21 protein-coding genes are annotated in these 24,167 nt (G+C 64.8%); 9 read left to right on the top strand and 12 right to left on the bottom strand.

Annotation, left to right across the window (positions count from 1 at the left end; genetic code table 11):
* Positions 1-109 precede the first annotated feature (109 nt).
* The 4 genes from ABIB78_RS24905 to ABIB78_RS24920 all read right to left on the bottom strand — a co-directional run bounded on the left by ABIB78_RS24905 (position 110) and on the right by ABIB78_RS24920 (position 5,121).
* Positions 110-649, bottom strand: coding sequence for an N-acetyltransferase family protein (locus tag ABIB78_RS24905; protein ID WP_429029237.1), 540 nt, complete (start codon positions 647-649; stop codon positions 110-112).
* A 25-nt stretch (positions 650-674) separates the two neighbouring features.
* The gene (locus ABIB78_RS24910) at positions 675-3,032 is read right to left on the bottom strand and encodes an Orn/Lys/Arg decarboxylase N-terminal domain-containing protein (RefSeq protein ID WP_429029238.1); all 2,358 of its coding nucleotides are present in this window, start codon (positions 3,030-3,032) and stop codon (positions 675-677) included.
* A 106-nt stretch (positions 3,033-3,138) separates the two neighbouring features.
* Positions 3,139-4,290 carry a DJ-1/PfpI family protein gene (locus ABIB78_RS24915; RefSeq protein ID WP_429029239.1) on the bottom strand — a complete coding sequence of 384 codons (1,152 nt, stop codon included), beginning with the start codon at positions 4,288-4,290 and terminating at the stop codon, positions 3,139-3,141.
* 210 nt (positions 4,291-4,500) lie between these two features.
* A complete protein-coding gene (locus tag ABIB78_RS24920) occupies positions 4,501-5,121 on the bottom strand; it encodes a tetratricopeptide repeat protein (protein WP_429029240.1) in 621 nt (206 codons plus the stop codon).
* A 216-nt stretch (positions 5,122-5,337) separates the two neighbouring features.
* Between ABIB78_RS24920 and ABIB78_RS24925 the strand changes: the two genes are divergently transcribed.
* Positions 5,338-5,724: an ester cyclase gene (locus ABIB78_RS24925; RefSeq protein WP_429029385.1), complete on the top strand. Its 387-nt coding sequence runs from the start codon at positions 5,338-5,340 to the stop codon at positions 5,722-5,724.
* Between the two features lie 85 nt (positions 5,725-5,809).
* Here the strand turns inward: ABIB78_RS24925 and ABIB78_RS24930 are convergent, their stop codons facing one another.
* Positions 5,810-7,543 carry an adenylate/guanylate cyclase domain-containing protein gene (locus tag ABIB78_RS24930; RefSeq protein WP_429029241.1) on the bottom strand — a complete coding sequence of 578 codons (1,734 nt, stop codon included), beginning with the start codon at positions 7,541-7,543 and terminating at the stop codon, positions 5,810-5,812.
* 131 nt (positions 7,544-7,674) lie between these two features.
* Positions 7,675-8,229 (bottom strand): PAS domain-containing protein, encoded by a 555-nt coding sequence (locus ABIB78_RS24935; RefSeq protein ID WP_429029242.1) that lies wholly within the window; start codon positions 8,227-8,229, stop codon positions 7,675-7,677.
* A 503-nt stretch (positions 8,230-8,732) separates the two neighbouring features.
* Here ABIB78_RS24935 and ABIB78_RS24940 point away from each other — a divergent pair.
* Together ABIB78_RS24940 and ABIB78_RS24945 are read left to right on the top strand one after the other, a co-directional pair.
* Positions 8,733-9,530, top strand: a complete 798-nt coding sequence (locus ABIB78_RS24940; RefSeq protein WP_429029243.1) for a rhomboid family intramembrane serine protease — start codon at positions 8,733-8,735, stop codon at positions 9,528-9,530.
* A gap of 187 nt (positions 9,531-9,717) precedes the next feature.
* Positions 9,718-10,146, top strand: coding sequence for a CBS domain-containing protein (locus tag ABIB78_RS24945; protein ID WP_429029244.1), 429 nt, complete (start codon positions 9,718-9,720; stop codon positions 10,144-10,146).
* Between the two features lie 3 nt (positions 10,147-10,149).
* Here ABIB78_RS24945 and ABIB78_RS24950 read toward each other — a convergent pair whose 3' ends face one another.
* Entirely contained in the window at positions 10,150-11,178 is a 1,029-nt protein-coding gene (locus ABIB78_RS24950) for a patatin-like phospholipase family protein (protein ID WP_429029386.1), read from the bottom strand.
* A 272-nt stretch (positions 11,179-11,450) separates the two neighbouring features.
* Here ABIB78_RS24950 and ABIB78_RS24955 point away from each other — a divergent pair, with 272 nt between their 5' ends.
* Positions 11,451-12,521 carry a hypothetical protein gene (locus ABIB78_RS24955; protein WP_429029245.1) on the top strand — a complete coding sequence of 357 codons (1,071 nt, stop codon included), beginning with the start codon at positions 11,451-11,453 and terminating at the stop codon, positions 12,519-12,521.
* 285 nt (positions 12,522-12,806) lie between these two features.
* Positions 12,807-15,290, top strand: a complete 2,484-nt coding sequence (locus ABIB78_RS24960) for a putative bifunctional diguanylate cyclase/phosphodiesterase (RefSeq protein WP_429029246.1) — start codon at positions 12,807-12,809, stop codon at positions 15,288-15,290.
* 118 nt (positions 15,291-15,408) lie between these two features.
* Here the strand turns inward: ABIB78_RS24960 and ABIB78_RS24965 are convergent, their stop codons facing one another.
* Together ABIB78_RS24965 and thrS are read right to left on the bottom strand one after the other, a co-directional pair.
* Entirely contained in the window at positions 15,409-15,972 is a 564-nt protein-coding gene (locus tag ABIB78_RS24965; protein ID WP_429029247.1) for a nitroreductase family protein, read from the bottom strand.
* A gap of 84 nt (positions 15,973-16,056) precedes the next feature.
* The gene (gene thrS / locus ABIB78_RS24970) at positions 16,057-18,102 is read right to left on the bottom strand and encodes a threonine--tRNA ligase (RefSeq protein WP_429029248.1); all 2,046 of its coding nucleotides are present in this window, start codon (positions 18,100-18,102) and stop codon (positions 16,057-16,059) included.
* Between the two features lie 229 nt (positions 18,103-18,331).
* Here thrS and ABIB78_RS24975 point away from each other — a divergent pair, with 229 nt between their 5' ends.
* Both ABIB78_RS24975 and ABIB78_RS24980 read left to right on the top strand, forming a co-directional pair.
* On the top strand, positions 18,332-19,657 hold the full coding sequence (locus tag ABIB78_RS24975) for an ATP-dependent Clp protease proteolytic subunit (protein ID WP_429029249.1): 1,326 nt from the start codon (positions 18,332-18,334) through the stop codon (positions 19,655-19,657).
* A gap of 106 nt (positions 19,658-19,763) precedes the next feature.
* On the top strand, positions 19,764-20,900 hold the full coding sequence (locus tag ABIB78_RS24980) for an MFS transporter (RefSeq protein WP_429029387.1): 1,137 nt from the start codon (positions 19,764-19,766) through the stop codon (positions 20,898-20,900).
* A 78-nt stretch (positions 20,901-20,978) separates the two neighbouring features.
* Here the strand turns inward: ABIB78_RS24980 and ABIB78_RS24985 are convergent, their stop codons facing one another.
* A complete protein-coding gene (locus tag ABIB78_RS24985) occupies positions 20,979-21,146 on the bottom strand; it encodes a hypothetical protein (RefSeq protein ID WP_166297657.1) in 168 nt (55 codons plus the stop codon).
* Between the two features lie 104 nt (positions 21,147-21,250).
* Positions 21,251-21,583 (bottom strand): membrane protein insertion efficiency factor YidD, encoded by a 333-nt coding sequence (gene yidD, locus ABIB78_RS24990; protein WP_429029250.1) that lies wholly within the window; start codon positions 21,581-21,583, stop codon positions 21,251-21,253.
* A gap of 261 nt (positions 21,584-21,844) precedes the next feature.
* Here yidD and ABIB78_RS24995 point away from each other — a divergent pair, with 261 nt between their 5' ends.
* Positions 21,845-22,765: a hypothetical protein gene (locus ABIB78_RS24995; protein ID WP_429029251.1), complete on the top strand. Its 921-nt coding sequence runs from the start codon at positions 21,845-21,847 to the stop codon at positions 22,763-22,765.
* A gap of 21 nt (positions 22,766-22,786) precedes the next feature.
* On the opposite strand, the gene ABIB78_RS25000 is transcribed toward ABIB78_RS24995, so the two are convergent.
* Positions 22,787-23,233 carry an iron-sulfur cluster assembly scaffold protein gene (locus ABIB78_RS25000; protein WP_429029252.1) on the bottom strand — a complete coding sequence of 149 codons (447 nt, stop codon included), beginning with the start codon at positions 23,231-23,233 and terminating at the stop codon, positions 22,787-22,789.
* 239 nt (positions 23,234-23,472) lie between these two features.
* Between ABIB78_RS25000 and folE the strand changes: the two genes are divergently transcribed.
* Positions 23,473-24,165 (top strand): GTP cyclohydrolase I FolE, encoded by a 693-nt coding sequence (folE, locus tag ABIB78_RS25005; protein WP_429029253.1) that lies wholly within the window; start codon positions 23,473-23,475, stop codon positions 24,163-24,165.
* Positions 24,166-24,167 lie beyond the last annotated feature (2 nt).

Genomic DNA, 24,167 nt, shown 5'->3' on the forward strand with positions numbered 1-24,167 from the left:
ATGGTCATGTTGAGCGATGTTGGAACGACGAGTCGCGCTCACACAACACCCGCCGCGGAGTATGGGTCCCTGCTTTCGCAGGGACGACGCTTGTGGGCTGGGCTGCCCATCACTGCCGCGACAGCGGCGCGGGCGGCGGCGGGGCGGTGGCGCCGGCGGCGAGCGAGCGCTGCACCATCACGGTGTCGGACCAGTGGCCGTAGCGGTAGGCGACGCCTGGCAAGTGACCGACGCGGGCGAAGCCGAAGCGGTCGTGCAGCGCGAGCGACGCCGCGTTGTCGCTATCGATGTAGCCGATCATCTGGCGGAAGCCGGCCGCGGCGCAGGTGTCGACCAATTCCTGCAGCAGCAGCCCGCCGACGCCCTTGCCGGTAAAGCGGTGGTGAATATAGATCGAATGCTTCACCGTGTAGCGATAGGCCGGGCGCTTGCGGAACTGGACGACATAGGCGTAGCCGACCACCTCGCCGTCGCACAGCGCGACCAGGTGCGGCAGCCGGGTGTTGCGCAAATTCTTGCGGCGGTCGCGCAGGTCGTCAGGCTCGGGCGTGCCCGAGTCGTCCACACTTTCCTCGATGCCGTGGCGGATATGATAGCGGTAGATCGACAGCATCGCGTCGGGAGGGACGGACGGCGATCTTGTGATCATTCTCCATTGCGCGCTGACCGTTCACTTATTCGGAGACCACATAGGTGTAGAAGCGGACGCGGCCGGATTCGTCGATCTCCTTGTAGATGCCCTGGACCTCGACCTCGAAGCCGGGGAACGCATTGAAGCTCGCCTCGAACATCTTGAGATAATCGATCATCGGCTTGCTTCGTTCCGACAGCCGCTCACCGGGCACGATGGTGGCGATACCGGGCGGGTAGACCACGAACGGCGTCGCTGCGATACGGCCGAAGATCTGGTCGATCGGCAAATAGTCGACGTCGTTGCGGATGAGATATTGCGCGGCCTGGCGCGGCGACATCGCGATCTCGGGCAGATGTTCGGGCAGGAATTGCCTGGCCTGAAGCGTGCTGACGCCGCCGTCGCGGAAGAAGCGATGCATGTCGCCGCAGAGGTCGCGCAGCCGCACCCCGCTGTAGCGTTGCGGGCAACGGCGGAAGAATTCGGGGATGACGTCCTCGATCAGCGCATTGTCGTCGTGCAGCTTCTTGAAGGCGACGAGCCCGGACACCAGCGTGCCGGCCTTGCTGGCCTCGACGCCGGGTGTCAGCAGGAAGAGCAGGGAGTTGAGGTCGTTCTTCTCGGCGACGATCTGGTTCTCGCGCAGATATTGCGCCACCACGGGGGCGGGGATGCCGTGATCGGCATAGGCGCCGGTGGCGTGATCGAAGCCCGGCGTCAGCAATGTGAGCTTGTTCGGGTCGGTCATGGCGAAGCCCGCGGTCAGCTCGGGGAAGCCGTGCCAGGTTTCGCCCGGGCTGAGCTGCCAGTAGGACGGATTGGTCGCGAGCTGATCGGTCGAGATCGTCTCCCAGGCGACGTTGTGCACGCCGCCTTCGCGCGCGACGTCCGGGATCATCACGCGGTCCGGCACGAACGGCTCGAAGAACCAGCGCCGCTCCGCGCGCGTCTCCTTCTCCTCGAACTCGCGCTTCACCGCGCGGATCTTCTTGCGCAGCTCGATGCCGAGCCGGATCGTATCGTCCCACAGCACTTCGCCGGAGCGCCCCTTCATCATCTGCGCGCCGACGTCGAGCGAGGCGAAGATCGGATAGAACGGCGAGGTCGAGGCGTGCTGCATGAAGCTTTCGTTGAAGCGGCGGTGCTCGACCCGGCGCTTCTGGCCCTTGATATGGCGGTCGCGGATGTGGATCTGCGAGGCCTGCGAGAAGCTCGCGAGCTGCTTGTGGGTCGATTGGGTGGCGATGATGCCGGGCGCCTCGGGGCCGAGATTGGCGAGCCCCATCGCGAAACGGCCGGAATAGATCGGGTGGAACTTCATGAAGCCGGCCCAGGCCTCGTCGAACAGGATGTAATCGCAGAGATGGCCGATCCGCTTGAGGATCATCTCGGCCGAGTGGATGGTGCCGTCATAGGTGCACTGCTCGACCACGGCGACGCGGAACGGACGTTCCTTCTTCCAGGCGTTCTCGTCCTTGACCAGTGGGTGCTTGCGGATCTGGTCGCGCAGGGCGCCCTCATCGAGCAGGTCCCAGCGCATCGGCCCGATCAGGCCCCAGGCGTTGCGCACCGTCGGCACGTAGACCGGAATGCCGCCGCCGATCAGGAGCGCGCCGTGATGCGCGGCCTTGTGGTTGTTGCGGTCGAACAGCACGAGGTCACCGTCGGTGACCAGCGAGCCGAGCGCGACCTTGTTGGAGGTCGAGGTGCCGTTGAGCACGAAATAGGTCTTCTCGGCGCCGAAGATTCGCGCCGCCTCCTTCTGCGCCTTCAGCGCCGGTCCCTCATGGGTGAGGAGGTCGCCGAGGTCGAGCACGGAATTGTCGAGGTCGTCGCGGAACACGGCCTCGCCGAGATGCTCCACGAACACCCGGCCGATCGGGCTGCGGCTGTAGAACACGCCGCCATTGTGACCCGGGCAGGTCCAGAGCTGGTTGCCTTCCTCGGCATAGTCGACCAGCGCCCCGAAGAACGGCGTCTTCAAATTCTCGGCATATTGCTTGAGCCGGCTGATCAGGTTCTTGGCGATGAAGGGCGGGGTCTCCTCGGACAGGAACACGTAACCGTCGATGAAATCGAGCACCTCGACCGGCAGATCCTCGAAGCGCTTGCGGCGGATCAGGAGGATGATCGGGAAATCGAGGCCGCGCCGGCGCATCAGATTGATCAACGCGGCGGTCTTGCCCTCAAGCCCCTTCTTGCCCCAGTCGACCACCATGCAGCCGATCGCGGCATCGGTCTGCACCGCGATCTCGGCATCTTCCAGCTTGCGGGCGCGGACCACCTCGAAGCCGGAGCGCTCGATCTCGGCAATGATCTGGTTGAAGCGGATGCCTTCGAGGTCGTCGGCCTCGAACACCGGCGCGGCAAACAGGAAGTTGAAGCGTTTGAAATAGTCCATGCGTGTCCCCGAACTGGTCCGGCGCTGACGTGTCGGCACAATTCATGACAGGCAGATGACAATGGGATGGATGGAGGATCGAATACGTTGTTGGGGAGGCGATCTCTCACTGCACGGCGTCAGCCCGTGGATATTCGAGCTGCATGGCGACGAAATCGGCCGTATCACGGCCATAGCGTGTTTCGATCCCGGCAAGCGCCCGGTCGAGCGCCTGCGCGGGCGGCGCGGTGCCGACCGCGGGCAGCAGACGATCTGCGGACCAGGCCGGCGCCACGACTTGCGGATAAATACGCAGGCCGTTGCGGGTCGTCACCGCGTCGCCGGTCGCGGCGAACGTCACGGCATGCGAGCGATAGGTGCGCGACCAGCTGTCGGCGACCAGCGCCAGCGAGACCTCGTCGACGCCGGGAGCCAGCGCGAGGCCGAACTGTTCCCGGTTCCAGAACGCCAGCGTGTTCCGGATGGCGGTCAGCGCGAAGGGACGCGTGAACTTGAAGGCGTTGCTGTCATGTCGCGCGTCCCAGCCGGGCAGGCCGATCTCGCGCGCGACGGCCTCGGCCTTGTCGCGGCCGGCGATCGCCTCGATCAGGGTCAGCGACATCGGCATCGACGCCGAAATCCCCGTCGTCGTCGCGACGCCGCGATCGACCACGATGCGGCGGTCGGCGACGTATTGGATGGCGGGATGCTTGTTGCGCCAGTTCTTCAGATAGAACCAGTGCGTGGTGGCGCGCCTGCCGTCGAGCAGGCCGGTCGAGGCGAGCACCTTGGCGCCGGCGCAGACGGCGACGATCACAGCGCCTTTCTCGGCCTGGCCCCGGGTCCATTGCATGACGGCCGGATCATCGTCGCGGCTCATCGCCGGCACGATGACGTAATCGGCGCCGTCGGGATGCGCGGCCTCGAATTCAGCAGTGGTCGCATCCGGCTCGACCTTCAGCACCGGGAACAGCGTGACCGGACCGGGCCCCGTCGCCAGCGTGACTACATCGGCAACATCCGCGCGCTTGAGGATGCCGTAGGGCATCAGATAGTCAGTGGTCTCGGTCATGTCGTTGATGCCGACGATCGCGATCAAGGGGCGCGCCCGTTTCGGCGGCTTCAGCGCCGCAAGCGTTGCGTCGAGCTCCTGCTTTGCGATCGCAGGCTGAACCCTGAATGCCGATGCGGCGGGCAGGGTGAGGAGCCAGATGCCGCCGATGATTGGAACCAGCGCGGCGACGACGATGCCGCTCCACGCGAGAATCCGCCAGGTCATGATGATCGATCTCAACGTATCCGCTTGCGTCGCCCGGCGCGCAAACTACCCGTCGATCGCATCGATCAAAACGGCGAAATTCCCGCAAAAACGGACACGCGGGTGGCGCAGGCGCGGCTTGGACGCGCAGCCCGGATGTGCGCCAGCGACATCCGGGGGCGGTGTTTCCTCGCATGCCGCTCCGCTCATACCGGCTACAAGCCGATGCGCTCAATAGACGAGATTCGTTCCCGGCGGCTTCTCCAAGGCCGCCGCCAGCGTGCGATACTCCTCGCAGTCGGTGCCACAGATCTCGGCGATCCGCTGCAGATGATACTGCGCCTGGTCGCGGTTGCCCTGTTCGATCTGCCACAGGCCGTAGTAGTTCCACGTCAGCACGTGGTTCGGATCAGCCTTCAGCGCGCGTTCGTACCAGACCTGCGACTGTTTGTAGTCGCCGAGCTTGCGATAGGAATAGCCGATCAGATTGGCGACGTTCGGATGATCGTCGCGGCCGAGCGCGTGGAGCTGATCGATCGCGGCGGCGTAGTCGTTGCGTTCGTAGATCGTCGCATAGACCGCGCGATAGCCGTCACGGAATGCCGGATCGTCGAAGCCGGATTGCTTGATGGGTTTCTTGATCTTGTGCGTTGCCTTTCTGCCCTTCTCCTGAGGGTAGGAAGGAACCGGAGTGCCGTAGCTCGACCCGTAGAAGTCTCCGCCGCCTGCTCCACCGCCGCCGCCGCCGCCACCACCTCCGCCCGCCGCGATGGCGGTCTGCGGTGGGAACAGGACGATCGGCGCTGTCAGAACTGTCGCAAGCATTGCGAGTTTCGTCGGTGACTTGAACATGCACACCTCCCGATTCGACAAGGACAGTCATTGCTCTGAAGCAATAACTCCCGATCGAGGAGAGCATTCCGCGCGTTCTGAAAAATTGTTTGCCGATGCGGCAACCGCACTGTCTCTTCAGGACCTCGCGCACGCGTGCGAAGTCGAAACTAACATCGGTGTTAGAATCGCGTTCAAATCCTCGGCTATCTGGGCTCGCAGCGACAAGGGTGATCGATAATGCAGACGGACCTCTCCGAGATCTACCGAAACTACATTGCCTGTCTGAACCGGCAGGACTGGCCGCAGCTCGGTCAGTTCGTCGCGGACGACGTCTCCCACAACGGCCGGCGGATCGGGCTATCTGGCTATCGCGAGATGCTGGAGCGGGATTTTCGCGACGTCCCGGACCTTCGCTTCAACGTCGCGCTGTTGATCTCAGATGCGTCCCATGTCGCAAGCCGTCTGGCGTTCGACTGTACGCCGAAGGGAAGATTTCTTGGTCTCGATGTCGGCGGCAGGCGCGTCTCGTTTGCCGAGAACGTGTTCTACGAATTCAGGGACGGCAAGATCGTGGAGGTCTGGTCGGTGATCGACAAGGCGGCGATCGAGGCTCAATTGTAAAGAGCGGCTCGGACGCGGACCGTGAAGGGCCAGGTTATTCAATGCTACAAAGCGCCGCGCTCATGCAGGCGGCATATATGCGGCGCTACTTGTGCTCCAGGTGCCACGCGCCGTCCCAATCGGCTGCTGGCGAATTTCGCCGGAAACTCTCGACCCGTGCCTTCATGGCGATCGATGGGCCGTCGGCCGGTACCGCAACGAGCGCGGCGGCGAAAGCTTGCTCGGCGTCGCCCCAGCGGCGGTCGCGATAGGCGGCGAGGCCATCCGCGTAGCGCTGCCGCAACTCGGTCTGTGCCGGCGTCAGCTCGTCCTTCTTGCCGATGATCTCGAACACGGCGACCGGCTGGGTCTGGCCGACCACGACCAGCCGATCGATCTCGCGCAGCTCGATGGTTGCGGCACAGGCGCTCGCGGTGGCCTCCGAGATCAGGCTGCGGCTGCCGTAGAACTTGTTGGCGCCCTCCAGCCGCGAGGCGAGGTTCACGGTATCGCCGAGCACGGTGTAACTCATCATGAATTCGGAGCCGATGCTGCCGACCAAGACCTCGCCGGTGGCGATGCCGATGCGGATGTCGCAGTCGGTCGGGATCGCGCGCACGCCGAGCAGTTCGGGCAGATCCTTGCGCAGCTGGCTGACCTGGCCGACCATGTCGATTGCGGCCAGCGCGGCCAGATGGGTCTGCTCGGTTTCCTCGACGAAGGGAGCACCCCAATAGGCCATGATGGCGTCGCCGATGTATTTGTCGATGATGCCGCGATGCGCCTGGACCGGCGCCGACATCGTCGACAGATAGAGGTTCATGATCTTGACGAGGCCGCGCGGCGTCACGCCTTCGCTCAGGCGGGTGAAGCCCTTCATGTCGCAGAACATCACCGTCATGATGCGGCGCTGTCCTTCGGTGGCGGCGATCGCGGGCTGTTCGAGCAGGCCCTCGGCGATCCGCGGATTGATGTAGCGGCCAAAGGTTTCGCGGATGCGCTGGTTGTGGCGCAGCGTCTCGATCATGCGATTGAAGGCGGCCGACAGCTGGCCGATCTCGTCCTGGGTCGTGATGGCGATGCTGCCGTCGAGGCGGCCCGCCTCGATCTCGCGGGTGCCCTCCAGCAGCCGCATCACCGGGCCGGTAATGCCGCTGCCGACCAGCATCGCGAACACGAAGCCGAGGATCGCGGCAATGGCGGTCACGACACCGGAGATGATGATCGCCCGCTGCTGGGCGCCCATCACCTTGGCCGCGGCCGAGCCGACCTGAGCCAGCATGTCGGCGCGGATGCCCTCGATCCTGTTGTTGAATTCGTCGCGCAAGGCGTCCGCCCGGAGCGTGGTCTGTCTCGCAGCTGCAAAGTCCTTGGCGTCGAGCTGATCGAGCAGCGTCTTGTTCTCTGCGTTCAGGCGCGCCAAGAGGTCGTTGACGGCGTTGTCGATGCGGTCATCGAGGCGTCCGAGCGCATAATTGTCGGAGGGCGTCGAGGGATCGGCGATAATCGCATCGATGAGCGCGCGTGCGGCATCGGCCTCGCGCTTGATCGTGGGCTCGATCTCGTCGAAGGTCTTGCGTGCGCTTGCGTAGCCGGTCTCTTCGCCCGGCTCCTGCATCTTCGCCATCATCATCCGGCGCATCGCCAGCGACCGCTCCAGCGAGCGGACGTTGACGCGGGCGAGATGAGCGTAGGCGGGGATGTAGCGATTGGTGAGCTCGTCAAGCAGATGGCCGACCTGGCCTGCCATCACCATGGACAGCAGCGAGGTGATGACCGCGAGGACGATGAGTCCTGCGGCAATGCCGACAATCTTCTGCCTGATCGAATTCCGAAACATGCCGAGCCCGGCCGCAGCTGCAATAAGCGGGGGTACCCCGCCGTGGCGGCAAGACAGCTAATAGAGTTCCACGGCCCGCGGTGCAAGCGACCGGCGTCTGCTATCCACGCCGGGCCGGACGGGGGCCGCGGTTAGCGCAGGCCCTCGTAGACCATCAGGCCACGCGCGATGGCAAGCTTGCGCAGGGTCCGCGGCACAAGCCGCTCCTGGGGGTGCAGGTAGCGCCACGAGGTCAGGACGAGGTCGTGCAGCCGGGTGACGTCGTCCTCAAACGGGGCCAGCAGGCCGGTGAGGCTCGCCGGCATATGGACGCGGGCGGTGAAGGGGAGCAGCAGCAATTCGAGATGCGCCTTGGAGCCGGACTCGGACGTGGCGGTGACGCCGGCGATGGCCGGCAGCGTCTCTTCGACGACGCAGGTGATGATGTCTTCAATCTCGCCGCGGCTTGCATCGGCGAACAGGGCGGAAAAGCTCCGATTCTTGAGATCGCAGCCGAGCAGGGCGGAGGTGCGGGTGCCGGCGACCCGGAACGGAAAGCGGGTCTCGCCGTCATAGGACAGCACGAAGATGTCGGACAGCAGCTCGCGCACCGCGGACGGCTCAAACTCGCTCCGGTCAGGTGCACGCGCGTTGCCGCGCTTCGCATTCCAATAGGCGAAGAACTCGCGGCTGGAGCTGTGTTTCATCTAAAGAACCTTGCCCGGCACCTGTCTCGGCGGGACACATCTGTCCCGGTTTTGCTCAGGCGCCTTCCCTTCTCTGTTGTGCAGGGAAGGCTGTGCAGCGTCCATGCCGTGGCCGCGCTTTGGGCGTCTTATCGGCAGCTTTGTGTTGTTAACGTAAATTTAACTATGTCCTTGGCGTCCCCGGGAACGCCGCGTAGGGTCCTCGCGTTCCCGTTCACGCCGGCTGCCCCAAGCGCCGGCGCGGTTGGTACACAGGTGGCTTCAAACAGTTTGGTCATGGTGCGGGGAGGGGTGGGGATGGTCTCCCGATCCTCCTGGGGCACGAGAAGACCAGCCGATCAGGGAGGGCGTTCTCAGCGCCCTCCCTTTTCTTTTGCCCCAATGTGTTTGTCTCGATATGGCGCCGCGCGACACCGGTGTCCGATTTCGGGATTGTGCACTTGCACAGTCGCGGGAAAGCCGCCTATCTGGGATTCACAGCCGCGTGCGAGGTCTTTGACCCCTTGGACTCCCATCCCGAATCCCCGCTCGAGCCGCCGCCGGAGGCGCCGCGCGAGCCGATCCTGACCTTGCCGCCGGCGCTCACCGCCTACATCCTGCTGATCGCGGTGATCCATCTGCGGGTGCTGCTGCCGCCGGAGATGGAGAACTGGACCATCGACGTCTTCGGCTTCATCCCGAAGCGCTACGATTCGACGCTGCTCGACATCACCTTTCCGGGTGGCGAAGGCGCCAAGGTCTGGACCTTCGTCACCTATTCTCTGCTGCACGCCAACCTGACGCATATCGGCTTCAACATGCTGTGGCTGCTGCCGTTCGGCAGTGCGCTGGCGCGGCGCTTCGGCGCGGCGCGCTTCTTTGTCTTCATGGCGGTGACGGCGGCCGCCGGCGCGCTCGCACATCTGTTGACCCATGAGCACGCGATCGCGCCGATGATCGGGGCGTCGGCCTCTGTGTCGGGGACGATGGCGGCGGCGATCCGCTTCGCCTTCGTGAAGGGCAGCTTCCTGTCGTTCAGCCGCGGCGACGCCGAGGCGGCGGCCAAGGTGCCGGCGCTGTCGCTGTGGCGGGCGCTGCGCAATGGACGGGTGCTCGCCTTCCTGGCGATCTGGTTCGGCGTGAATATCCTGTTCGGCGCCACCTCGCTGTCGCTCGGTGGCGAGGGCGCGAGCGTCGCCTGGCAGGCTCATATCGGCGGCTTCATCGCCGGGCTGCTGCTGTTCTCGCTGTTCGATCCGATTCCGCGCACGCGAGAACATGCTGCAGATGCGTCATCGGTGGATCAGTCGGGGCGCGTCTGATCGCCGCTTGCGGCTCGGTTCGAATTCCTCCATCATCTTCGCGACGCAGAAACAAAGCGGGCCGACAAATCGAGCCCTGCTACCGACCGCGCCCCGGAACCGAAATCGGCGCGGAACTGTTGATTGAAGACTCTGGCGAACAGGCTCGACCCGCTCAAGCGGGGCACGAGGGATTCAGGAGGCGACAATGACGGTACGTTCCATTCTCGATGCAAAGGGCCATCAGGTCATGAGCGTCGCGCCCGGCGCGAAGCTGTCGGCCGCGATCAAGCTGCTCGGCGAGCGCAAGATCGGCGCGGTGCTGGTGATGGAGCAGGGCCGCATGGAGGGCATCTTGTCGGAGCGCGACATCGTGCGCGTGCTCAGCGAGCGCGGCGCGGGCGTGCTGGACGAGCCGGTGAGCGCGGTCATGACCAAGAAGGTCGTGAGCTGCCGCCAGTCCGATACCGTCAGCGGCCTCATGGAGATGATGACCACGGGCAAATTCCGGCATCTCCCTGTGGTCGATGACGGCAAGGTGGTCGGGCTGATCTCGATCGGCGACGTCGTCAAGCGCCGCGTGCAGGAATATGAGCTCGAGCAGGAGGCGCTGCGCGACTATATCAAGACCGCCTGAGCGCTATTTCCCGGTCGTGCCCGCGCCGGTCGACGGCGGCACCAGGATATCGATCGCTTCCTCGATCGCGCCGATCGCGCGTTCGGCGGCGCGGATGCCGTGTGCGATCAGGTCGTCGGCGCGGTGGAAGTCGAACCAGCCGATCTGGCCGACCCGCGGCGAGATCAGCATGTCCGGCGGATCGCCGGCGAGGCGCGCACGGGTGATGCGGTCCTGCATGATGTTGAAGGCGTCGACCATGACGCTCGAGATCCCGGGCCGGCTCGCGCTGCCGAAAAATTCCCGCTTCACGGTGCGCTCGGCCGAGAAGAAGCGGCCAAACCGGCGCTTCGGAGGCTCCGGCTCGGCCTCTGCCTCGGCGGTCACCGCGACCGTCACCTCCGGCGCGGCGGCGCCGTGATTGTAGATCGTGGTCGAGTGCGCGAACACGTCGCTGGACAGATTCGCCGCGATGACGATCTCGGCGCCGAGCGCGCGGGCGGCCGAGACCGGTACCGGATTGACCAGCGCGCCGTCGACCAGCCAGCGGTCGCCGATCAGCACCGGCGCGAAGATGCCGGGCAGGGCGTAGGAGGCGCGCATGGCATCGACCACACGACCGTGGGTCAGCCAGATCTCGTGCCCGGTGCGGACTTCGGTCGCGACGCTGGCGAACTTGACCGTGAGGTCCTCGATCATGACTTGGCCTAGCGCCGCTTCGATCTCGGCAGCCAGCTTGGAGCCGCCGATCAGGCCGGAGCCGTTGAGGCGGATGTCGAGGTAGCCGAGCACGCTGCGCGGCTGCAGACTGCGGGCCCATTGCTCCAGGGTGTCGATATGGCCGGCCGCATAGGCGCCGCCGACCACGGAGCCGATCGAGGTGCCGACCACGACATTGGGGACGATGCCATGGGCGAGCAGGGTCTTGATGATGCCGATATGGGCAAAGCCGCGCGCGGCGCCGCCGCCCAGCGCAAGCCCGATCACCGGCCGGCGGACCGGTCCCAGTCCCACCTTGTCGGGGCCGTCGGAGCTCTTGTGGCCTCGGCCCATCCAGCTATCCAACACGACAAATCTCCTGCCAGCACGAGACTAGGCCGCACAGCATGGCCGCGCCAGCGTCGTCCGTCTTCATGGTTATTCCCCACAGGCACGATTCATGCCCCGGGTGGACCGCGGTAGGCAGGGAATGTGACTGGACCGCGACGATATTGCTAACATCGGCTTGATCGAGCGGTTCCAAATGCGGGACGGCTCCGTCTGGACTGTGACCAACCCTTGGACGAAGGCTTGAATTTGCCGCGTTTTCGTTGAAAAGCATGGTGATGACTTCGAGGGGCAACGGCATCGGCGGATGCGGGCGGGGCATGCGGCTCCTTCCGCTATTGGCGCTTGCGACATTTTTGCTCGTCCTGATCCCCGGTTCCGTGTCGGCGCAGTTCTTCAGCGATCGGCCACCGCCGATCCCGCCCGCCTTGGTCCCGGAGGTGCCGTCCGGCCCGGCACTCAATCTGGCACCGCCCTCCGGCTCCGGTTCGGGGCCCGTTCTGCCCGGTCCGCTGAACCAGCCGACCATCGTGCAGCCCTCGATTGCGACCGTCCCTCCGGTGCCGCCGCCGGCCGGCTCGCCGACCGCGGGGCAGGCGGTGCTGTCGCTGACGGCGCGGTACGGCAAGGATCTGCCGGTCATCAATGCCGGGCTGGTGTGGCGGGTGTTCGCCGACAAGCCGGATGACAACGGCACCTACAAGCTGATCCGCGAAGAACGCGGGGCGACGCCCAACGTCGTGTTGCCGCCCGGCAATTACGTCGTCCACGTCGCGCTTGGTCTTGTCAGCGCGGTGCGCGCCGTCAGCCTGAAATCGGAGACCGACCGCGAGTCCTTCGTGTTGCCCGCCGGAGGCCTGCGGATCGAGGGCCGGGTCGGCTCCAGCAAGATCCCGGCCAACCAGATTTCGTTCGCGATCTACAAGGGCAGCCAGTTCGACGGCTCTGACCGTGGCCCGTTGGTGCCCAACGTCTCTGCCGGTGACGTCGCACTGCTGCCCGAGGGCACCTACTACATCGTCTCCAACTATGGTGACGCCAACTCGGTGGTGCGTTCCGACATTCGCGTCGCGGCGGGCAAGCTGACCGACGTCACCGTCACGCATCGCGCGGCTGTCATCACCCTCAAGCTGGTCAGCGAGAAGGGTGGCGAGGCGCTTGCCAACACCGCATGGTCGGTGATTACGCCGGGCGGCGACGTGATCAAGGAATCGATCGGTGCGTTCCCGCGCGTCGTGCTCTCCGAAGGCGAGTATCGCGCGATCGCCAAGAACGAGGGCAAGGTATTCGAGCGTCCCTTCAACGTCGTCAACGGCGTCGACGGCGAAGTCGAGGTCGTGGCGCGCTGACGCGCCCGGCCGAGCCGCATTTTCATGCAGCTGTCATAGTCTCTAACGCCAACTAACCATCGCGCGAATTTGAGCCGTCATAATCGCTCGCGACGATGGACGTCATCGCTATTTTTACATGACGTTAAGCCGCGGCATGACTTGGATGCCGCGGGGATTTAAGCGCGGCGAGACCAGGATGGAAGGTCATCGCGCTTAAGCTTTTTGCTTGAGCAGGATCTTCCCGGAAAGCCGTTTCGCACTTTTCCGGATCGCGCTCTGGCGTTTGCGTGAACGGGGCGTGCCATGGTCATGGCCAACAAGAAATCAGCAACGACATCGGCCAAGTTCAATTCGGTGATGTTCGCCGACGTTCCGGTTCTGCAACGCAAGTGGCAGGCCGCGGTTCGTCCCGGTGAACAGCTGCCGCACTATGAAGACGTGATGCTCGGCAGTCTCGGCCGGCTCGCGGATCATATCGTGCTGCTGCGGAAAGTCGACGGTGTGCTCAGCGTCTCGCACACCGGCCGCTACGTCCAGACGTGGTTGAACGACGAGCGTTGGGACATTCCGCTCAGCGCGCTGTCGCCGGACTGCGCCACCGCGCTGACCGAAGCCGCCGCAAACGCACGCGAGAACTGCCGGCCCTATCTCGCATCGGCGCATTGCGTGCGCGATGGTCTGGTGCGGACCTTTGACGTGCTGGCGCTGCCGACGCGATCGCGCTGGGGCGGTATCCTGGTCGGTGTCTATGTCAACGAGCGCAACACGCAGTACAATCTTCTCGACACGATTTTCTCGGCCACCGACGAGGGCGTGCTGTCGCTCGCCGCGATCCGCGATGCGCGGGGCGAGCCGGCCGACTTCCAGATCGTGCATCTCAACCACGGCGCCGCAAGGCTCCTGATGCAGCCCGCGACCGAATTGCTATGGCGCCGGCTCAGCGCCGGCGGCAACCCGCTTGCGGCGCCGGCGGTGATGAACCGCCTGCGTGGGTTCGTCGGAAGCGGCCCTGGCAGCCAGTTCGAGATCGACAGCGGCGATCGCTGCCTGCGGCTCGGCGTCACGGCGTTCGGCGACATGCTGTCGCTGACCGTCTCCGACGTCACCGCGCTGAAGCAGCGCGAGGTGTCGTTCCGCCTGCTGTTCGAGAACAACCCGATGCCGATGTGGGTGTTCGACGCCGGCACGATGGAATTCCTCAGCGTCAACGACGCTGCCGTTCAGCACTACGGATACAGCCGGGAGAAGTTTCTCGGCATGACGCTGCGCGAGATCTGGCCGGTGGATGAGTGGAGCGTGCACAGCGCCGCTTTGCGGGAGATCGGAAACGTCTATCAATCGAGCCGCGACTGGCGGCACATCAGGGCCGACGGCAGCGAGATCCATGTGCTGACATTCGGACGCAAGGTGGCGTTCGAGGGCCGCGACGGCTATCTGGTCGCTGTGGTCGACATCACCGAACGTCGCGCCGCCGAAGCGCGGATCGCGCACATGGCGCATCATGACGGCCTCACCAACCTGCCGAACCGCGACTTCTACCAGGAGCGCCTGCGTGAGGCATTGGAGCGCGGCCAAAACGGCAACAAGCGCGTCGCGGTGCTGTGCGTCGACCTCGATCTGTTCAAGAACGTCAACGATTCCTTCGGGCATCCGATGGGCGACCGGCTGCTCAAGCTGGTCGCGGAGCGGTTGAGGTCAGAGGTCAACGGCGACAACGTGGCAGCCCGCCTCGGCGGCGACGAGTTCGCGATCGTGCTTGCCGCCGACGTCTCGCCGAACGAAGCGAGCACTTTCGCCGAACGGCTGATCGATGTGTTGAGTGCGCCCTACAAGATCGACGGGCTCGAAGTCGTGGTCGGCGCCAGCATCGGAATCGCGCTGTCGCCGGGCGACGGCACCACCTGGGAAGAATTGATGCGCAACGCCGACATGGCGCTGTACCGCGCCAAGTCGGAGGGTGGCCGTGTGCACCATTTCTTCGAACCGGAGATGGATCAGCAGGCGCAGAAGCGCCGCGACATGGAGCGCGACCTGCGTGCCGCGTTCAGCAACGGCGAGTTCGAGCTGCACTACCAGCCGCTGGTCAATATCGTGGCCGACCGTATCAGCGGCTTCGAGTCGCTGCTGCGCTGGCAGCATCCGCAGAAGGGCATGGTCTCGCCTGCGGAGTTCATCCCGGTTGCCGAAGACATCGGCCTGATCGTTGCGCTCGGCGAATGGGTGCTGCGCGAGGCCTGCTCCGAGGCGATCAAATGGCCGGCCGACGTGAAGGTTGCGGTCAATCTGTCGCCGGTGCAGTTCCGCAGCCGCAATCTGGTCCAGGCCGTGATCTCGGCGCTGGCGCATTCCGGCCTGCCGGCGCGGCGGCTCGAGCTCGAGATCACCGAGTCGGTGTTCCTGGCGGAGACCGAAGCCAATCTCGCGATCCTGCATCAGCTGCGTGAGCTCGGCGTCAGCATCTCGATGGACGATTTCGGCACCGGCTATTCCAGCCTGAGCTATCTGCGCAGCTTTCCGTTCGACAAGATCAAGATCGACCGCTCCTTCGTGAAGGATCTGGCACGGCGCTCCGACTGCCTCGCGATCGTGCGCGCGATCTCCGGCCTCGGCCGCAGCCTCAACATCACCACGACCGCGGAGGGGGTGGAGACCGTCGATCAGCTCGACTGGCTGCGCGCCGAAGGTTGCAACGAGGTGCAGGGCTTCCTGTTCAGCGCCGCCAGGCCCGGGCACGAGATCGCGGCCTTGCTGAGTGGCTTTGCGGAGCGCGCGGCGAAGGCGGCTTAGGCGCCTTTTTTGGACGTCGTGCCCGGGCTTGACCCGGGCATCCATCGTTCTTCAGAGAGACTCTTTTGGTTGATGGATTGCCGGGTCAAGCCCGGGCAATGACGCAAATGAACCCATCTCAAAACCGCGTCACGATATCCGACAGCGCCGGGCGCGGGCGATCCTCGCTCGGCCTGGTCGGCGTGCCGATATGAATCAGGCCGGCGAGCTTCTCGTCCGGCTTCAGGCCGAGACCGTCGAGCACGTCGCGGTCGAAGACAAACCAGCCGGTCAGCCAGCAGGCGCCGTAACCGAGCGCCGTCGCCGCGTTGACGATGTTCATCGCGCTCGCGCCCGCCGACAATTCCTGCTCCCACGGCGGCACCTTCGGGTGCGGCTTGGTGAAGGAGACCACGCCGATCACCAGCGGCGCATCGGTCAGGCGCTTCTTCTCGACCTCGATATCGGAGGCCGGCGCGCCGGGATTCTTGCGGGCGAAGACCTTCGCGATCACGTCGCCGGCCCGCGCCCGGGCGTCGCCCTCGAACACGATGAAGCGCCACGGTGCCAGCTTGCCGTGGTCGGGCACGCGCGCGCCGATCGTCAAAATGGTCTCGAGCTCGGCCGCGGACGGGCCCGGGCCGGTCATCTCGCGCGGTTTCATCGAGCGTCGCGTCTTCAGGAGTTCAATGGCATCGGGCACGGAAATGTCCTTCAGGTGGAGTCGTGCCCCCAAGATGGGGGCACGACCAAGCCAACGAAAGCCAGTTTAGACCGATTGTGAAGATCAGGCGACGGATCGCGCCCGTTTCACGTCCGGCGGCGTCGCTTCATCGACCAGCGCGGCGATTGCCTCATCGGTCGGCACCACGGTCTGCCGCTCGCTGCCGAGGCGGCGAATCGAGACCGAATGCGTCTCGGCTTCCTTCTTGCCGACGACGAGCAGCGCCGGGATCTTGGCCAGCGAATGCTCGCGGACCTTGTAATTGATCTTCTCGTTGCGCAGATCGATCTCGACGCGCAGCCCGGCCCGGCGCGCCGCTGCCGCCACCACCTTGGCGTACTCGTCGCCTTCGGAGGTGATGGTCGTGACCACGAGCTGCGTCGGCGCCAGCCAGAGCGGGAAGTTGCCGGCATAGTGCTCGATCAGGATGCCGATGAACCGCTCCATCGAGCCACAGATCGCGCGGTGCACCATCACCGGCACCTTCTTCGAGCCGTCGTGATCGATGTAGAACGCGCCAAATCGTTCCGGCAGGTTGAAGTCGACCTGGGTCGTGCCGCACTGCCAGTCGCGGCCGATGGCGTCGCGCAGAACGTACTCGAACTTCGGCCCGTAGAACGCGCCTTCGCCCGGATTGATCTCGGTCCGGATGCGGTTGCTGCCCTGTGCCTTGATCTCCGACAGCACGGTCGCCATCACGCGCTCGGCGTGATCCCACATCTCGTCGGTGCCCACCCGCTTCTCCGGCCGCGTCGAGAGCTTGACCGTGAGCTCGCCGTCAAAGCCGAAATCGGCGTAGGTCGACAGGATCAGCTCGTTGATCTTGAGACACTCCTCGGCGAGCTGCTGTTCGGTGCAGAACACATGGGCGTCGTCCTGGGTGAAGCCGCGCACCCGCATCAGGCCGTGCATCGCGCCCGACGGCTCGTAGCGATGCACGACGCCGAACTCGGCGAGCCGCAGCGGCAGGTCGCGGTAGCTCTTCAGCCCGTGCTTGAAGATCTGCACGTGGCCGGGGCAGTTCATCGGCTTCAGCGCGAACCAGCGCTTGTCCTCGGCCTCGTCGCCGGCTGATTGCGCCGCGAACATGTTCTCGCGATACCAGTCCCAGTGGCCCGAGGTCTCCCACAGCGCCTTGTCGAGGATCTGCGGGGCGTTGACCTCGTTGTAGTCGCCGAGCAGCCGGCGCCGCATATAGGCGATCAGCTGTTGGAAGATGGTCCAGCCCTTCGGGTGCCAGAACACCACGCCGGGGCCTTCCTCCTGGAAGTGGAACAGGTCGAGCTCGCGGCCGAGCTTGCGATGGTCGCGCTTCTCGGCTTCCTCGATCTGCTTGAGGTAAGCGTCGAGGTCTTCCTGTCTGGCGAATGCCGTGCCGTAGATGCGGGTCAGCATCGGATTGTTGGAATCGCCGCGCCAATAGGCGCCGGCCACCTTCATCAGCTTGAAGGCGTTGCCGACCTTGCCGGTCGAGGTCATGTGCGGGCCGCGGCAGAGATCGAACCAGTCGCCCTGGATGTAGATCTTGATCGGCTCGTTGCCGGGAATCGCGTCCACCAGCTCGACCTTGAAAGCCTCGCCCTTGTCGCGGAACACCTGCTTGGTCTTCTCGCGATCCCAGACTTCCTTGGTGAACGGCTTGTCGCGCGCGATGATCTCGCGCATCCGCTTCTCGATCGCGGCAAAATCTTCTGGCGTGAACGGCTCGTTGCGGAAGAAGTCGTAGTAGAAGCCGTTCTCGATTACCGGGCCGATCGTGACCTGGGTACCCGGCCACAGCGACTGCACGGCTTCGGCCAGCACATGCGCGGCATCGTGCCGGATCAGTTCCAGCGCGCGCGGGTCTTCGCGGCCGATCAGCTCGATTCTGGCGTCGGCCTCGATCGGATCGTTGAGGTCGGCGAGCGTGCCGTCGAGCGCCATCGCGACGGTGCGCTTGGCGAGCGAGGGCGAAATGCCTTTGGCGATGTCGAGGCCGGTGGTCCCTTTCGGGAAATCGCGCCTCGCTCCATCAGGGAAGGTGAGGGCGATCTTGTTCACGGGTTCTGCGGGCTTGAGGTTGGAGAGGCTGTACTGGAATCCGGATTCGGATTTGGGCGTGTCTGTCATCGATGTCTCCTGCAGCTCACTCCTGCGAACGAGCGCAGGTAAGCGGAAAGCAGCGGTATAGCAGGGGATTTGACGCCTGCAATCCGGCAATATCAAGAAAATGGGCCTCCGGCCGCACGGAATTGAGGGAAGCTCGCCCGCATCTGACGCCACTGATCGTTGCGACGCTGCCGATCATCGTCTAACGTCCGCCGTCCATTTTTCCGCCATCGCGCGATCCGCAAGGTTCATGTTTTCCCGTCTCCTGTTTTTCGTGGCGTTGCTTCTGATCCCGGGCATCTTGCGGGCGGAAGAAACACCGGTCGAGAAGGCCGGATTTGCAAAACGGCTGACCATCTATCTCGCCAAGGGGCCGGCGAACGCCTGCGGCGCGGGTTGCGATCGCTGGATCGCGATCGAAGGCGAAATCGATCGGGAAGCCGCGCAGCGGATTCGCACCTTCCTTTTTGCCGTCAAGGACAGGCAGCTTCCGATCTACCTCCATTCGCCGGGCGGAAACGTCGAGCAGTCCTACGCGATCGCGCGGTTTCTGCGCGCGCACAAGGCAATTGCCCGGGTCGGCCGCACCAACGTGCCGGCCTGTTCCACGGGCACGCAGACCGACGCGGCCTGCCTAAAGATCAAGGCTGCGAAGGGTGAGGTCGAGGCCGAGCTCACCACGCGCAACGCGATGTGCGTTTCGGCCTGCGCCTATCTGTTCCTGGGCGCGACCGACCGCGAAGTCGCGCCCGATTCGGTGCTCGCGGTGCATAACTCCAGGCTGATGTTCGTGGTCCACGGGCATCCGCCGCCGCAGGTTGTCGCGGACTTCAGGCGGCGCGAGATGGTGAGTGCCGATCGCGACCGCAACGCATTCCTCGCGGCGATGGGAATCAGCCGTGAGCTCAGCGACCTCATCCGGACCGTGAAGTTCGAGAACCTGCACGTGCTGACGCGGCCGGAACTCTATCGCTTTGGAATCGATACGCGGCCCTTGCCGGAAACCCTGTGGGCGGTGGAGAAGGAAATGCGACCCTATGTCCGCAAGATCGCGCAGCAGAAAAAGGGTGACGGCAGCTCGTTCCGCATGATGGAGTGGCGGCTGTTCTGCGAGAACAAGGATCGCGGGCGGCTGATGTTCGTGCGCGAGTTTGACGAGGGCGCCGCCGGCAAGAGCACGATGGTGATGATGGCCGGCGCCACCAAGACCGTCGCGTTCGGCAGGTTGCCGGCGCGGTTCGGCAAATACGAGGTCTGGAGCGATCCAGTGACGTCGGACACCGTCAAGGCGATGCTGGCGACGCCGCACCTGCAGGTCGGCGAAAGCACGCCATCGCCCGACGGCAAGTCCAACGCCAAGCCCGACCCCAAGCCCGACCCCAAGCCCGACCCCAAGCCCGGCCCTCAGCCCGGCTTGGCGAGTTTCGATATCGATACGACCGGGCTGGAGCAGGGGTGGACGCAGCTGCTGGCGTCGTGCCCGGCGGTGACCGCTGGCCCGAAGCCTGCGAGCCCATTGCCGGCCGCTGTGTCGCCGAGCGTCAATGCGGTACCCGCAGCATCGCCGTCGCCGTGAGCGCAAGTCGCGCAAATCGATCAAGTGTCATGCATTTAGATGCAGTTGCATTGATCTCGGAGTCTGCTACCAACGCAGCGTGAAACGCTTCGCTCCCACCGCATTGATGCTCGGCAATTTCGTCACCGGCTGCTCGGTGCTGGCGCCGGCCGGCATGCTTGCGGAATTGTCCGATGGGCTCGGCGTCACGATCCACACCGCGGGACTCCTGATCACCTTCGGCGCGATCGTGCTGTGCGTGGGCTCGCCGGTGACGGCGTGGCTGACCAGCCGGTTCGAACGGCGGGCCCTGCTGACAGCGACGCTTCTGGTGCTGACGCTGACCAATGCGGCATCCGCCTTCGCGCCGGACTACGACAGTCTGTTGATCATCCGCCTGATAATGCTCGCGGTCGGCGTCCTCTACACGCCGCAGGCGGCCGGCACCGCGGCGCTGATCGTGCCGGTGGAGAGGCGCGGCAGCACGATCGCCTACACCTTTCTCGGCTGGTCGCTCGCCGCCGCGATCGGCCTGCCATTGATCACCTTCATCGCAAGCCGATACGGCTTTCGCGCAACCTATGGCGTGATCGCGCTGACCGGGCTCATGAGCTCGCTGCTGTTGTGGTGGCGGCTGCCCGGCGGATTGCATGGCGCGCCGGTCGACCTGAGGACATGGGCCGATCTCGGCCGCAATCCGACCGTCATCTTGCTGCTGTCGATCACGACATTGCAGATGTCCGGCCAGTTCGTGGTGTTCACCTTCATGGGGCCGCTACTCGCCAAGCTGACCGGCGCCAATGCGGACGCCGTAGGCATCGTGTTCGCGCTGTACGGCATCTTCGGGTTCGTCGGCATCGCGATCGCGACGCGCATCGTGGATTCCTGGGGCGCCTGGAAGACGTCGGTGCTGTTCACCGGACTGCTGCTCGCCGGTGTGGCCGGCTGGGCAATGAGCGCCGGCGCCTATGCATTGATGGCCGCGTCCGTTGCGGTGTGGGGTTTAGGCTTTGCGTCGACCAATTCGATGCAGCAGGTGCGTCTGGTCGGCGCGGCGCCGGCGCTCGCGTCGGCGTCCGTCTCGCTCAATACCTCGGTGCTTTATGTCGGCCAGGCGATCGGTTCCGCGATCGGCGGATTGCTGTTCGCGCGCGAATGGCTCCACGGTGCGGGCTATGTGGCCACGGCCTTCGTTGCAGCGGCCCTTGCGGTCGTGGTCATCACGCGGCCGCAACGGACGGCGCGCACTGCTGCGGCCGAGTGAATTGCTGGTTTCTACACATGGTTTCGCGGAAGCGCCCTAATCGGCGTCAGGAACGCCTTGGAACTCGCCACGCTGCGGTCACCACTTCACGCTCTGGCTGGGCACGATGAATGCCGTCGTGCTCGGCTTGTTCGAATTGTGGGTGAAATAGCCGTAGGCGGCAACGATCACGACCAGCAAGGCAAGCACCGCCAGCAAATCGATCTGCCGGGGATCGTGACCGTTGTGGCTGATTTTCCAGCGCATTGTTGTTTCCTCCCCAAGCGGGGCAATGAAACAATGCGCCAAGTGTCGCCACAGTTCCACCGGACAGCAATGCGCATCGCGCTTGGAAGCCCTGCAGCAATTCATCAATTCTCGTTGACGCCGCGCCAGCGGGCGTAGCGCCAGGGCAAGTACCAATGGGCGCCTGGCGGCTTTACCGTGGGCACGTTGTCGATTCCAGATGTGCCCCAGGGCTGGCAGCGCAGCAGCCGCGCCAGCGTCATCCACCCGCCGGCCCATAGTCCGAAGCGCTCGATCGCCTCGTCGCCGTAGACTGAGCAGGTCGGCAGATGCCGGCAGTTGTAGCCGACCAGCGGCGACAGCGTGTGCCGGTAAATCCAGATCAGGGCGCGTCCCAAGTTCCGCGGCAGGCGGCGCATGGTGGTGGCACAGTCCATGCATCGCGCATGGTGTGACATTGATTGATCTCTCGACGGCATACGCAAGTATGTACGTGGTCTTGCGGGGGTTCCAAGCCAAGGAACTGTTCTTTTGCAGATATTTACGCCACAGTTCGTTATTATTGCACAGCACCGATGGCGCTGCAGCAAGGGCTCTATGGACGGTCCGGGTCAGCAACGCTACCGTTCCCATAACGCGCCGATGACAGAATCGTGGCGCATTGCCATGGGGCCATTGCCACCGCTCGCATCACCAAGGGCTTGGGGGAAGGAACCAAATTGAGGCTCGTGAACTCGCTTTCGTCGCGCAGTTGGGCGCTTGTCGGCGCCGTTGCCCTTTGCTTTGCAGTTTCCGGTGCCGTGACGACACCGGGTCATTCGGCGCAGGCCACCTCGACCCTCGAAGAGCGCAAGCTGCCGATGAAGTTCAGCTGGGTCGCCTGCCAGCCGAATTGCCGGGGCTGGGTGTCGGCTGTCGGCATCATCACGGCCGACAGCCCCAAGGAATTCGACGAGTTCGCGCGCAGCCGCCAGCTCAACGGCGCCACCATCGTGCTCGACTCCAGCGGCGGCTCGGTCAACGACGCAATCGCGCTCGGCCGCCGCTTCCGCGGTCTCGGCGCGCTGACCACCGTCGGCGTCAGCGTCGTCAATCAGGCCGCGCAGAGCGACCGCGCGAGCGTGCTGCCGGATGCCTATTGCGAGTCGATGTGCGTGTTCCTGCTGTTGTCGGGCAAGACGCGCTACGTTCCGCCGGCCGCCCACGTCCGCGTGCATCAGATCTGGATGGGTGACCGCGCCGACGACGCCAAGGCTGCCAGCTACACCGCGCAGGACCTGATGATCGTCGAGCGCGATATCGGCCGCCTTGCCAAGTACACCTTCGACATGGGAGGGGCGGGTGAGCTGCTGTCGCTCGCACTCAGCGTGCCGCCGTGGGAAGACCTGCACGAATTGTCGGCGACCGAATTGCGGCTGACCAATCTCGTCACCACGGATGTGGTCACCGACGTGTTGCCGCGGCAGGACAATGCAATTCCCGTCGCCGAGGCGAAGCCGAAGAACGGCGATCGCTTCGTGAGCAGCGTAACGGAGGGGGAGGCGCGGCCGCAGGCCGCGAAGGCGACCAAGACCGCCGAGGCGGCCGTGGCGCCGACCGGCGGCACCGCAGCGCCGGCGCCGGTCCAGCCGTCCCAGTAGAGCTTCCGCTGGCAGTAAGACCTAGGCGGGCTGCTTTGCCTTGGCCTCGATCTGGCCGATCGCATCGACCACGGCGTCGAAGGTCAACAGAGTCGAGGCATGGCGGGCCTTGTAGTCGCGCACCGGTTCGAGCAGCGCGATGTCGGCCCATTTGCCGCCCTGCGGGGGTTGGCCATTTTCCTTCAGCATCTTGCGCACGGTCTCACGCAATTCGCGCAGCTCGTCCGCGCTCGAACCCACCACATGGCTCGCCATGATCGAGGAGGACGCCTGGCCGAGCGCGCAGGCCTTCACGTCATGGGCGAAGTCCGTCACCACGGGGCCGTCCATCTTGAGGTCGACCTTGACGGTCGATCCGCACAATTTGGAGTGGGCGGTGGCGCTGGCGTCCGGGTCGGCCAGCCGTCCGAGGCGCGGAATATTGCCGGCCAACTCGATGATCCGCTTGTTGTAAATGTCGTTCAGCATGGGGACAGATGCCTGGTTCCGGCCGTGCCGGGCGCTCTTGGCGGCTGGGTTTCACCGTCCTATATATGGACGGCATCGCCGGAAACATAGCCCGGCCATGCGGCCACCGCGGGCCACATACGCCGCGGTGGTGCTACAAGAATGGGACTCAGGCGCCCGGCGGTTCGATGATCCGCCCCGTCTGCCCGGTGACACATCCGGCCCAACGGCAATGCCAGGGCCGGTCGAACGGAGAAGACATGGACGCCTTGATCAAATCGATTCGCCCCAACAAGCCAGCCGACGCCAAGACGAGTGAGAGGGCCAGCGAGCTCGACCCCTCAGAATTCATGGCGGCGGCCGTCCGTGCCGACCAGCTGCGCCCATCGCGGGCGGAAGCCGAGGTGGCCGTGAAGACGCTGCTCGCCTATATCGGCGAGAACACTGGCCGCGAGGGCCTGCTCGATACGCCGCGCCGCGTCGTCGAGGCTTATGACGAGCTTTATCAGGGCTATCATCAGTGCCCGGCCGAAGTGCTGAACCGCACCTTCGGCGAGACCGCCGGTTACGACGATTTCGTCCTGGTCCGCGACATCGAATTCACCTCGCAGTGCGAGCACCACATGATGCCGTTCTACGGCAAGGCGCACATCGCCTATACGCCGGTGGAGCGCGTCGTGGGCCTTTCCAAGCTGGCGCGGCTGACCGACATCTTCGCCCGCCGTCTGCAGACCCAGGAGCATCTCACCGCGCAGATCGCGGCCGCGATCGACGAGGTCCTGAAGCCGCGCGGCGTTGCAGTGCTGATCGAGGCGGAGCATACCTGCATGTCGGTGCGCGGCGTCGCCAAGCATGGCGCATCGACTTTCACCAGCCGCTTCACCGGCATGTTCCGCGACAATCCGGCGGAGCAGCAGCGTTTCCTGTCCCTGGTGCGAGGACCGAACCGGTAACC

The organism is Bradyrhizobium sp. I1.14.4 (assembly GCF_050435825.1).
Taxonomy (GTDB): domain Bacteria; phylum Pseudomonadota; class Alphaproteobacteria; order Rhizobiales; family Xanthobacteraceae; genus Bradyrhizobium.

Bases quoted from the DNA above. Each gene is read 5' to 3' on its own strand.
- ABIB78_RS24960 (WP_429029246.1), top strand. From the start codon at position 12,807: ATGGTCATGGCCAACAAGAAATCAGCAACGACATCGGCCAAGTTCAAT.
- ABIB78_RS24985 (WP_166297657.1), bottom strand. From the start codon at position 21,146: ATGCGCTGGAAAATCAGCCACAACGGTCACGATCCCCGGCAGATCGAT.
- ABIB78_RS24945 (WP_429029244.1), top strand. From the start codon at position 9,718: ATGACGGTACGTTCCATTCTCGATGCAAAGGGCCATCAGGTCATGAGC.
- ABIB78_RS24935 (WP_429029242.1), bottom strand. From the start codon at position 8,229: ATGAAACACAGCTCCAGCCGCGAGTTCTTCGCCTATTGGAATGCGAAG.
- ABIB78_RS25000 (WP_429029252.1), bottom strand. From the start codon at position 23,233: ATGCTGAACGACATTTACAACAAGCGGATCATCGAGTTGGCCGGCAAT.
- ABIB78_RS24910 (WP_429029238.1), bottom strand. From the start codon at position 3,032: ATGGACTATTTCAAACGCTTCAACTTCCTGTTTGCCGCGCCGGTGTTC.
- ABIB78_RS24975 (WP_429029249.1), top strand. From the start codon at position 18,332: ATGTTTTCCCGTCTCCTGTTTTTCGTGGCGTTGCTTCTGATCCCGGGC.
- ABIB78_RS24915 (WP_429029239.1), bottom strand. From the start codon at position 4,290: ATGACCTGGCGGATTCTCGCGTGGAGCGGCATCGTCGTCGCCGCGCTG.
- thrS (WP_429029248.1), bottom strand. From the start codon at position 18,102: ATGACAGACACGCCCAAATCCGAATCCGGATTCCAGTACAGCCTCTCC.
- ABIB78_RS24955 (WP_429029245.1), top strand. From the start codon at position 11,451: ATGACTTCGAGGGGCAACGGCATCGGCGGATGCGGGCGGGGCATGCGG.
- ABIB78_RS24905 (WP_429029237.1), bottom strand. From the start codon at position 649: ATGATCACAAGATCGCCGTCCGTCCCTCCCGACGCGATGCTGTCGATC.
- yidD (WP_429029250.1), bottom strand. From the start codon at position 21,583: ATGTCACACCATGCGCGATGCATGGACTGTGCCACCACCATGCGCCGC.
- folE (WP_429029253.1), top strand. From the start codon at position 23,473: ATGGACGCCTTGATCAAATCGATTCGCCCCAACAAGCCAGCCGACGCC.
- ABIB78_RS24950 (WP_429029386.1), bottom strand. From the start codon at position 11,178: ATGGGCCGAGGCCACAAGAGCTCCGACGGCCCCGACAAGGTGGGACTG.
- ABIB78_RS24980 (WP_429029387.1), top strand. From the start codon at position 19,764: ATGCTCGGCAATTTCGTCACCGGCTGCTCGGTGCTGGCGCCGGCCGGC.
- ABIB78_RS24930 (WP_429029241.1), bottom strand. From the start codon at position 7,543: ATGTTTCGGAATTCGATCAGGCAGAAGATTGTCGGCATTGCCGCAGGA.
- ABIB78_RS24920 (WP_429029240.1), bottom strand. From the start codon at position 5,121: ATGTTCAAGTCACCGACGAAACTCGCAATGCTTGCGACAGTTCTGACA.